Annotated in this window: 4 protein-coding genes; 1 reads left to right on the top strand and 3 read right to left on the bottom strand. The window is 49.3% G+C overall.

All coding sequences use genetic code 11. The annotated features are described in order from the left end of the window. A partial coding sequence (locus RM811_RS07065) for an SGNH/GDSL hydrolase family protein (protein ID WP_402522274.1) occupies positions 1 to 802 on the bottom strand: 802 nt, incomplete at its 3' end. Positions 803 to 849: 47 nt separating this feature from the next. Next, positions 850 to 2,745: a BCCT family transporter gene (locus RM811_RS07060; protein WP_402522272.1), complete on the bottom strand. Its 1,896-nt coding sequence runs from the start codon at positions 2,743 to 2,745 to the stop codon at positions 850 to 852. A 581-nt stretch (positions 2,746 to 3,326) separates the two neighbouring features. Here RM811_RS07060 and RM811_RS07055 point away from each other — a divergent pair. Beyond that, positions 3,327 to 5,444 (top strand): alpha-amylase family glycosyl hydrolase, encoded by a 2,118-nt coding sequence (locus tag RM811_RS07055; RefSeq protein ID WP_402522270.1) that lies wholly within the window; start codon positions 3,327 to 3,329, stop codon positions 5,442 to 5,444. Between the two features lie 427 nt (positions 5,445 to 5,871). Here the strand turns inward: RM811_RS07055 and RM811_RS07050 are convergent, their stop codons facing one another. Next, positions 5,872 to 7,275 (bottom strand): alpha-amylase family protein, encoded by a 1,404-nt coding sequence (locus RM811_RS07050; RefSeq protein WP_402522268.1) that lies wholly within the window; start codon positions 7,273 to 7,275, stop codon positions 5,872 to 5,874. Positions 7,276 to 7,613 lie beyond the last annotated feature (338 nt).

Here is a 7,613-nt window from a genome sequence, read left to right as displayed (position 1 = left end):
TGATCAGTGCTTGATAAAGCTCCTGTTCACGCGGCTGCATAAAAACGGCACTATCATGCGTTGTACTTTCAGTCAGGCAGGGTGACAAAACATTGGTCAAACTGTGCTTGCCGGGCGCTTTCAATACGGCGTCAACATGAGCATGCAAGTCAAAAACCTGGAGGAAATGAGGCGAAAAAAGGGAGGAAAGTCTTTCATCAAGCAGTCGGTTATGGGTGTCAATCACCTGTGATTTCACATCATCATTATCCTCAAACCGTTCATAGGGTGTTTTCCCCAAATCAGGCAGGTTGACCACAAGAACCTGTTGAGCCCCCTTTTGTTGAATATAGGCAATGTTATCCGCCAGATCACGGATCACACGTTGCACATTGTCATCATGAACCGGGTCATCGCCAATATAATCATTGGCGCCCAGAAGGATAATGACCAGATCCGTTGGCAGGAAATCATGCTTGCCCAGAAAATCGCAGATCTCCTTGCTCAGATTCGTCACTACGGCATACTCCCAGTCACTACTGAACCGGGTGTAATCAACCACCGTCGCACCGCCCTCAGACTCGTTCACAATGCTGTAGTCTGCCGCAAGAATATCTGTCCATACCGGGCCGTTGCTGAATCGCCCATCCCAGTATGGGGGGGATTTGGGTATTAACTTGAAATATTTTTGGTACAGTTTTCCCTGATCGGACAGGCTGTCACCAAATACCACCAGACGTTTAACGGTTCTGTGGTCGGCTACGGACAGACCAGCGGTTACCAGGCATGCGATCAGGACAATCGTTTTTATCAGTTGCAACATGAGTAAACTCCACAATACGGCTATTAATCAGTGGTCAAAAATTGCCCTCAAACGCCTTCTTCTGCCTTCTGGCGCACCAACTCATCGAATTCACTACGAGCCTGTTGCGCCAGCCCGGAAGCTGACAGTTTCTGCTCTTTTGCATCTATCGCCTTTTGCGTCAACAGCGCTTCTTTGTCCAGCAAATACTGGGGTTCATCGCCAAGTTCCATGCCTGACGTTCTGCGCGACATCGCTTCCATGCGAATTTCTTTCTTTAATATCACCAGCCGGTGTAAAGCCTTGCGTTCATGTCTGGCCGCTTTCATTGCCTGATCCCGCAACGCTTCAAAACGCGCCAGGGCAGACCCTTCCAGGCTCCAGGGGTCAACGTCGGGCAGATCCTCAATGTGAATGGTTGAAGCTTCATAACCTTCCTGGGTAGCTATATCCAGGTGTGTCGCCTTAACGGTAGAAATCATCAACATAACCGCCACCACCAGCAACGGAAGACCGCCGACAATAGCGGCGGTCTGGAGTGTTTCCAAACCGCCCATAAACATCAGGACAGAAGGCATCAGCGACAAGGTAAAAGCCCAGAACAGACGATTCCAGCGCATCGGGTCGTCCGTCACATTGTTCTGTACCACCGACGCCAGAATAAAAGAGATTGAATCAAAGGTGGTCGCCGTAAAAATAATGCACAGAGCGGTAAACAATATAATAACCAGGTAACTGAAGGGCAGCTGTTCAAGAATACTGAAAATGGCTCTCGTGGGCCCTTCTGCATTGAGAATGCCCACCACATCCAACTGGCCGGAGAGCTGCAGGGAGAGGCCATAATTTCCCAGCACCATAAAGTAGACGGCACAACCAAAAGAGCCACAGAATACCGCGCCGGATACCATCTGTTTAATGGTGCGGCCTTTGGAAATCCGGGCAACAAAAAGCCCCATACTGGGCGCGAATACCAACCACCAGGCCCAGTAAAAAATAGTCCAGTCCTGAGGGAAGTGGGTATCTTCAAAAGTGCCATAACCACCAAAAGGTTCAGCCCAGGTCGCCATGATGAAGAAGTTGGACATCATACGACCAATAGAGTCCAGCCCGGTCTCCACCATAAACAGCGTTGGGCCACAGACAAAAATAAAGGCCAACAGGCCAATAGCGCCCCAGAAGTTAATATTACTTAACAGTTTGATACCCTGATCCATCCCCCTATACGACGAATAGGCAAACAGCGCAGTGCAAACCAGCAGTACGCCAATTCGTACGCTAGTGGTTGACGGTATGCCGGTCAGATACGTCACCCCTTCGCTAATAAGGGGAGCCGCCAGGCCAAGCGTGGTTGCCGCACCACCGAGCAAACCAAAAATAAACAGGATATCGATAATTTTGCCAGTCACGCCGTGGCTGCGAGCTTCACCCAGTACCGGCATCAATGCGGCAGATACTTTCAGGACAGGGTTTTTGCGAACATGAAAGAAGTAAGCGATCGGCACGGCCGGAATCATGTAGATACACCAGGCAATCGGACCCCAGTGAAAAATGCCGTAGGTGGCAGACCATCGAATGGCTTCTTCACTGGCGGGTTCCAGCTGGAAAGGGGGTGCCTGATAATAATAGGCCCATTCAATAGTCCCCCAGTAGAGAATACTGGCACCAATACCGCCACAAAACAGCATTGCAGACCAGGAAGCGGTGGAGTATTCCGGTTTTTCATCAACATCACCCAGTTTGATCTGGCCAACGTCTGAAAAAATCACGTAGGTCATAAACAGGACAGCAGCCACACCCAGAGCGAGATAAAGGCTCCCAAGGGTGTCGGTCATAAACGCTTTCGCCATGGCGATCCATTGAGCCCCCTCAACAGGGAAAAGGGCCAACGGTATGACGACCGAGAGGAGTAAAACAAGCGCACCAAAAAAGGTAGGCTTATCGATAAGCTTAAAATATTCATCCATCGTCTTTTGCCTCAGGCACCCACGGGCAGGCTTCAGCTTGCGGGAAAAGCGGCTCGCATACGTACAAAACCGGATGCATCCTCATCGCAAAGCCAGGGTCGCGTCTTGAATCTTGAATCTTGAATCTTGAATTTATTCAAAAAGAAAGAACTGCCCCAGTTTCACATCTAAACTGCAATGACTGACTAACCGTTGTTAATGTTAATAGCGTAGCATGCTTGGAAAAGGACATGAGTTTGTAACGGCACCGATTAATTCGAGGGCTGTTTCCGGGCGGTTTCGTTAAATAATTGTGAGTCAGGAATTGTCCCGAAATAATTTGCACATTTCTGAGTCTCCAAACCCCGTTCGTCCTGAGTGCTGAGGCTTGTTGAAGTATGGAAGGGCGTAAACCCCGGGCCATGTTGTGCCAAACAGTTCATCCTGAGCAAAGTCGAAGGGCGCTCAGGGTGAACGGAGTCCGAGTTCAACATGAGACATGTTATTCAAGGACAATTCCTTAGCCAGCATTTGCGAAGGGCAATCAGTAAACTGAATTGTTGATTAATCCGGCGTCCTCTTTTATGAACAGAACTGGCATCATGAAAACGTTATTACTGGCACTCAGCCTCAGTGCACTAACCACAGGATGTCAAACTGCACCAACGATTATTCCAGATGCACCGCCAGACAATGCCAGTGAAGTTACCGTATTAACCGCTGCCAATAACACAGAAACGCGCCTGACGTGCAATCGTGACGATCAGGAAAGTGCTGCCTGCAACTTGCGTATTTACCAGGTGATGGTCGAATCATTTATCGATGCGGATCCCAACGCTGATTTCAATACCGGTTATGGAACCAGTCATCATAGAGGCGATATTGCCGGTATTACTGCGTCCCTGGATTATATCCAGTCCCTGGGTTTCAACGCCATCTGGCTAACCCCTGTGTTCCACAGCGTACCTTTAGACAGTCAGGATGAGTGGGCGGACAGGCTGGATGCCACCGGCTATTTTGCCAGTAATTTTTTCGCCATTGACCCTCGCTTTGGCACTTTGGAACAGGCTCGGGAGCTGGTCAATGAAGCGCATAAAAGAGGGCTTTATGTTTTCTTTGATGGTGTCTTTGGGCACTTCAAGGAAAATGCGGCTGTCTACCCTTCTCCATCAGGAAAAACCCTTTCAAAAACAGGCCAGCCTCAAGCGGGAACTGGTCGGGAGGCTCGCTACCCTGAAGACCTGGCATTCTTTAAAGAGGTCGCCACTTACTGGATCAAAGAACTGAAAATTGATGGCTGGCGACTCGATCAGGCTTACCAGGTTCCGGTCAGGTACTGGAGTGAATTGCGTAAAGCCGTTCAGGAAGCATCAACATCCGTCACTTACACCAACCGGGACGGTCAGGCAGTGAACCCTCTTGGTTATATGGTTGCCGAGATCTGGAATTCGCCCGGTTACATTAGCGAAACAGGCTATGGCAGTAACGAAACCCCGGCGCTGCTGTCAGCGTTTGATTTTCCGGTTCGCAGCGCACTTGTGCAAACGTTTGGTAGCGATAAAGAAGGCAACCACAGTCGTCCGGCTTCACACCTTAACAGTGCTCTGAAACTATCAACGGCTTACCCGGATCACGCCATGCCCAACCTGATGCTGGGTAATCACGATTTCCCACGGTTCGGGAATCTACTGCAAAGAGCCCGATTGGGAACCCCTGATAACCCTGAATACTGGGCTCGTCACAAAGCGGCATTCAGTTTTATGGCTGCTTATTCAGGACCTGTCACTCTTTATTACAACGAAGAAATTGGTGCTTCAGTACCTGGATTTGCAGACAAATTACCCAGCCACTCCTGCGCTGTTCAAGGCTTATGTGACGACCATGCCGGACGAACCTCCGGGCGTATCGAAGGGCTGCCTTCTACAGTAGGCGCGGCCGTTGTCGTGTTAAATGAAGATGAACGCAATCTGAAAGCGTATGTTAGCCAGCTAATGAGCATGCGATCCCGGCACCCTGCATTATACTCAGGCTCCCGTACCCCTGTTTTTTCGGATGAGCGCGTTTATATTGATCGCAAGGATCATGGCAAAGATCATGTTCTCTACCTGGTCAACAGCAGCAAAAAACCCGTCACAGTCAACCTTCATACGGCGGCCATTGGCAGTCGTGGCAGCCTCACCAGTCTTCTGGATGATACACGGCTGAACCCTGATAATGGCCTGTATCGAATAAAGCTCAATGGACTGGAAAGTCAGTTTTTTGCTATCAACCAGCCTTCCGACATCATCACCGTCCAACAGCAGGAAACGGTTGTCAGTGATGCACTGGCCAGCTGTAACCTGCCAGATGTCGAGGGTCAGGGGCCGCTGGGCAAAGAGATGTGGATAAGAGGGACTTATCAGACCGGTGATGGTTTTATGGCCACTCCGGATACTCACAAGTTTGGCTATAAAGGCAATAACCTTTACCAGGTTGTTGTGAATGAGTCCGCCAAAACCGCGTTTACTTTCAAGTTTGCCAGTAAAAACTGGAGTGCTGAGTACGCGGTTAGCCGTTCCGCTGCGGTCAAACCGGGCAGTATTCAGGCAATGAGCACCGCAGCAGGTCCGGGTACGGAGTCCGGTATTGTGATTCCCTCACCCGGCAGGTATGTATACAGCTTCAGAATCAATGCGCCTGCAGGAAACCATGAAATGTATATTGGTCAGTGCAGGGATTGATAGCAATCGCACTCATTGAGGAATTGTCCCGAAATAAATTATCCATTTGCAGTAGATTGGATTGCGGCGTCTGGGAGTACCGTAAACAATTCCGGCTGAGTTCTCCGCTGTCATTGTGTACAGGCAACTGCATGGATGCACGACCACAAGGATGTGGGAGGTAGAACGACGCAGGAGGCCAAAGTCGAGGAGGTAGAGTAATGCAGGCGCAATTACCGAGATTGTACACAATCCATCTGGCAGGGATAGCCAGCCATCGACAGTCACCTCCCTGTGGATGGATCCTGTACAATCCCTGTACAGGATGACAGCGGAAGTTGGTCGGTAATTAAGGGCCGTTTTCCCAAATGTGGAATTTATTAAAGGACAATTCCTTAGCCTGTCGCAAGAAATACCTGCCACTCAAATTCTGAACCATTGCCTGCTGTTACTGCCGCATCCACATTTTAGCCTTCCGTCCAGGTATATAGAGCCTGTGCCATTGGCTGGTCACCGTGAATGTATCAGAAGGATCGAGAACATCGAAATAGGTCTGGTACCAGGAGAATTTATGGTCTTCCGTGTTTATCCAATATTCCTGGCCATGTTCACATTTGTTGATCCCAACCACCCCTGTGGCATCGGTTTCCCCACGAGTGAATAACAGAAAACAATCCCCTGATCCGATTATCTTCACAGGTTGTCCATGGTTGGCATTGTGGAATTCAAGCATGGCTTTTAACGGGGCGGACTTGTAGGCATCAACCCAGCGATGGTCACCGCTCTCGTCATGATCGGAGTAAACCAGGGGAACGCCACTGTCACTGCCCATAATATAGGCGTATGCCAGTTGCTCATCGGTCTTGTCCATGATCAGGTAACGAAAGCCCTGATTATTAGGAATATCATGGGTGGTGACAAAAGTAATGGCTCTTTCTGGCTGGAGTGCCTGACCAAAAGCAAGGGGGTCAACAAGGAGATCCATGCTTCCGCCAACGTTGAACGCATTAAACAGGCTACTGAATAGAGGAAAGTCATAGGCGGCAAAATCGGTACCCTCCAGGTATGGCTTAAGGAACCGGTCATACTCACTGCTTCCGGCTCCACCGCTGGTAATAATTTCTCCAAAAATATGCATGCCGTGCTTGATGTCGGGAGTGACCACCTGATTGATATGCTCAAGCGGCATATGTTTGGCTGCGTCAATTCTGAAACCCTTGACCCCCATGTCCCGTAAACTCCGCAGATAATTTTGCTGCTGCTCAATAACCCAGCCATTGCTGACCAGATCCGGCAGTCCGGTATCTGGAGGTGCACCACAGAGTCGCCAGTTTTGAACCTCATAAGGCGAGTTGTAGTTATTGATACAGTTGGGGGGATTGAAGTCCAAAGCAGAGAAGAGGTTTTGATTGAGATCACCAAAAAGTGTTAAGGATGAGTATTTAGCAGGGTTGGCTGCGTATTGCTCAAGGATTCTATGTCCTGGATAATTAAGGTCATCCCGCTCAGAAGCCTCGTTGGCCATATGATTGAGGACAATATCCGCATACACGACCACATTATGCTGCTTTAGAGCACTCACCATTTGCTTGAAATCACAGGTGTCGCCCAAAGGGTTTTCTATTACCCGGTAGTCCTGGGGCTGATAGCGAGCCCACCATTGTTCACCGGAGCTTTTCAATGGCGGGGATACCAGAACCATCTTGTATCCCAGCTTGCCTATTTCATCTGCTTTTTCGCTAACTTCCGAGTATCGCCAGTTGAACGCATGGAGTATGACGTTGGCGCTACTGTCTTGAAGAATGGACAAACAGAAAAAAAAACAAACGATGTGACGGATAAGTAGTTGCATGATGGAAATCACCTGGTTCAAGAGAAGATAGAGGAAGTAAAGAATGAGACAAAAGGTCTCAGGAGCCCCTGAAAAGAACAGGAAACGGGACAGGTCGTGATGGTTCGGGAGATTGCCATAAGGTTCAGAGCAAAAGAACGACAGGCAATCACACCTGTCGTATAGCCTTCCAGAAGTGGATGAGTTCAGAAGTTCAACTTACATCCACGGATTTGAAACGCCGCCACTTCGCTCCTTGACAAACACAACAATAGACAACGCCGGTACGGTTAACTGGCTTTCAGTCATGCTGGCTATTGCCTGACAATCGGCTCTTAACTCCGGGTGCAGTGTGAAAG

The organism is Endozoicomonas sp. (assembly GCF_031844845.1).
In the GTDB taxonomy this organism is placed as follows: Bacteria; Pseudomonadota; Gammaproteobacteria; order Pseudomonadales; family Endozoicomonadaceae; genus Endozoicomonas.
The sequence above is the reverse complement of the archived record's forward strand: the minus strand, read 5'-3'. Positions and strand labels throughout refer to the sequence as shown.